At 61.4% G+C, this 2,560-nt stretch carries 3 protein-coding genes; all 3 read right to left on the reverse strand.

Annotation, left to right across the window (positions count from 1 at the left end):
- On the reverse strand, nt 1–611 hold a 611-nt coding region (locus LXN01_RS15345), incomplete at its 3' end, for an IS3 family transposase (RefSeq protein WP_236866596.1).
- A complete protein-coding gene (locus LXN01_RS15350) occupies nt 608–907 on the reverse strand; it encodes a transposase (protein ID WP_236866605.1) in 300 nt (99 codons plus the stop codon). The genes LXN01_RS15350 and LXN01_RS15345, both read right to left, overlap by 4 nt.
- A gap of 399 nt (nt 908–1,306) precedes the next feature.
- The gene (gene ppk2 / locus LXN01_RS15355) at nt 1,307–2,209 is read right to left on the reverse strand and encodes a polyphosphate kinase 2 (RefSeq protein ID WP_236866607.1); all 903 of its coding nucleotides are present in this window, start codon (nt 2,207–2,209) and stop codon (nt 1,307–1,309) included.
- Nucleotides 2,210–2,560: the final 351 nt, after the last annotated feature.

Below are 2,560 nucleotides of genomic sequence, written 5' to 3' on the forward strand. Positions count from 1 at the left end.
CCAAGATCAGGGTGTTGCGACGACCATTTGAATCCACCCTGCGTGCCGTGATCGCTGTGGACCACGGTTTCGACGGGTTGTCGGGCCTCGATGGCCATGTCGAGGGCGTTGAGGACGAGGTCTGTGGTCTGGCGCATGTCGATGGCCCAGCCGACGATCTTGCGGGAGTACACGTCGATGACCGCACAGCAGTAGACCTTGCCCTCCCTGGTGGGATGCTCCGTAATGTCGGTGCACCACAGCTGATCCGGGCTAGATGCGGTGAACTTCCGGTTGACAAGATCTTCCGTCGTGATCAGTTGCTCCCGGTTGACATAACGGCGTCGAGTGCCGGCCAACCCGCGGATCCCGGCCCGGGACATCACCAGCGCGACCTGGTCCCGGCCGACGGTGATTCCCAGCCCGTGCACGAGCTCGGCGTGGATCCGCCGCACCCCGTAGCAGCCCCGCGACGCACGATGGATGTTGGCGATCGTCTCGGTCAGCATCGCGTGGCGGATTCCGCGCTGACTCAACGGCCGGTCCCGCCAGGCCCGGTACCCGCGTTCGGTCACCCGCAGCACGCGGCATGCGGTCTTGGTGCTGATGCCCTGCCCGGTCAGGGCCTTCACGACCGGGAATCGCCTTTTGGGCGGATGCCCTGATCCTTGAGCATCGAGGCGGCCAGCTTCGTCGCCTGCAGCTCTTCTTCGAGGTGCCGGATCCGTCGTCTGGCGTCAGCGAGCTCTGATGCTTCCGCACTGGTCGTCCCCGGCCGCTCGCCAGCGTCGATCCGCGCTTGCTGGCTCCAACGATACAGCGTGGCCGGCGCGATCCCGAGCTGTGCGGCCAGCTCGGTGACGCTGCGTCCTTCGTCGAGCAACGCGAGGGCACGCGCTCGGAACTGGGATGAGTACTGGCGCGGCATGAGATGGGTTCCTCTCTAGTCAGTGCGCCCACATTCTCACAACCGAGAGGAACAAAACTCAGGACAGGTCAGCCTAGGAACAAGACCCAGGACGGTTCAACCTGGCTCAGCACAGCACCACCCCCGACCCCACCCGTCAACAACCCCCACGACATCCCACCCTTCTGAAACCATCAGAAGACCAGAACGCCCCGACAACGGCACCGCAGAAGCGACAGGACCTCGAACCAGCAGCGACAGCAGAACAGATCGCGACGGCAGAACAGATCTCACCACCCTCGTGCTGTGCTTTGAGTTCAGTCTGCCGCCGGGCAGTGGAGAAGGCGACAGCTGGTCCCGCTGAATGGCCGACTCTGCCGTTCAGCGAGCTGCTCGCACCACGGGGTGCTCAGATCAGAATCAGTCGCCCACGGCCTCGCGGCCGCGCTTGACGAGTCTCTCGTCGGCGGGATAAACGACGTTGGTATCCTTGCCGTCGTATTCGAACTGATTGAGGAAGAACCGCATCGCGTTAAGACGTGCCCGCTTCTTGTCATTGGACTTGATGGTGATCCAGGGAGCGAAGTCGGTGTCGGTGCGAAGGAACATGGCCTCCTTCGCGGCTGTGTAGGCCTCCCACTTGTCCAGCGATTCGAGGTCCATGGGCGAGAGCTTCCACTGCCGCACAGGATCGATCTGACGGATCGCGAAACGAGTCCGCTGCTCGTGCTGAGTGACCGAGAACCAGAACTTGGTCACGTGAATTCCCGATTCGATGAGCATTTTCTCGAACACCGGCGCCTGCCGCATGAAGATCTCGTATTCCTCATCAGTGCAGAACCCCATCACCCGCTCGACGTTGGCCCGGTTGTACCAGGAACGGTCGAACATCACGATTTCACCGCTGGTCGGTAGGTGCTGCACGTACCGCTGGAAGTACCACTGTCCGGTTTCCACGTTGGACGGCTTGTTGAGCGCAACCACACGGGCTAACCGAGGATTCAGGTGTTCGGTGAAGCGTTTGATCGTCCCGCCTTTGCCTGCGGCATCCCGACCTTCGAAGAGAATCACGTGCCTCAGGTCGTTGTCCTGGCCCCAGTACTGGAACTTGAGCAACTCGATCTGCAGCCGGTACTTCTCGAGTTCGTAGGATTCGCGATCCAGTCGCTCTGGATAAGGGTAGTCCTCACGCCACGTCTCCACGGCCTTGCCACCGGGATCGATGAGGTCCGGATCGGCAGTATGACCGTCAAGCACCGTGTACCCCTCAAGGCGCAGCTTGTCGATGTATTCGCGCAGGTTCTCACGCTGATGGGGATGCATGCTTCTCCTTATCAGGTCCGAGCGGTCACGCTATCGATGCCCTGTGAACGGTTCATGAACCAGGCGGTCAGGGACACCAGATTCGCCACATCCTTGAATCTAGTCGATGATCTCTTCAGTGCCAGCCGGCACGACACAGCAGCGGACTATGGGTGTGCGGCTGCGCGGAGCAGCGCTCGCTTCAGTCCCTCTCAGCGGTGCTGTCGCAATCGTCTGATTGTCCCGCGCAGGGAAGATCACCTGATTGTCCCGCGCAGGGAAGATCACCTGATTGTCCCGCGCAGGGAAAACGAGATAATGGCACTGTGGAGCCGACGACGAACGTGCAGAGCAGAGCCTTTGAGATCGCTG

It is taken from the genome of Brevibacterium daeguense, from assembly GCF_021729135.1.
GTDB classification, from domain to species: Bacteria; Actinomycetota; Actinomycetes; order Actinomycetales; family Brevibacteriaceae; genus Brevibacterium; species Brevibacterium daeguense.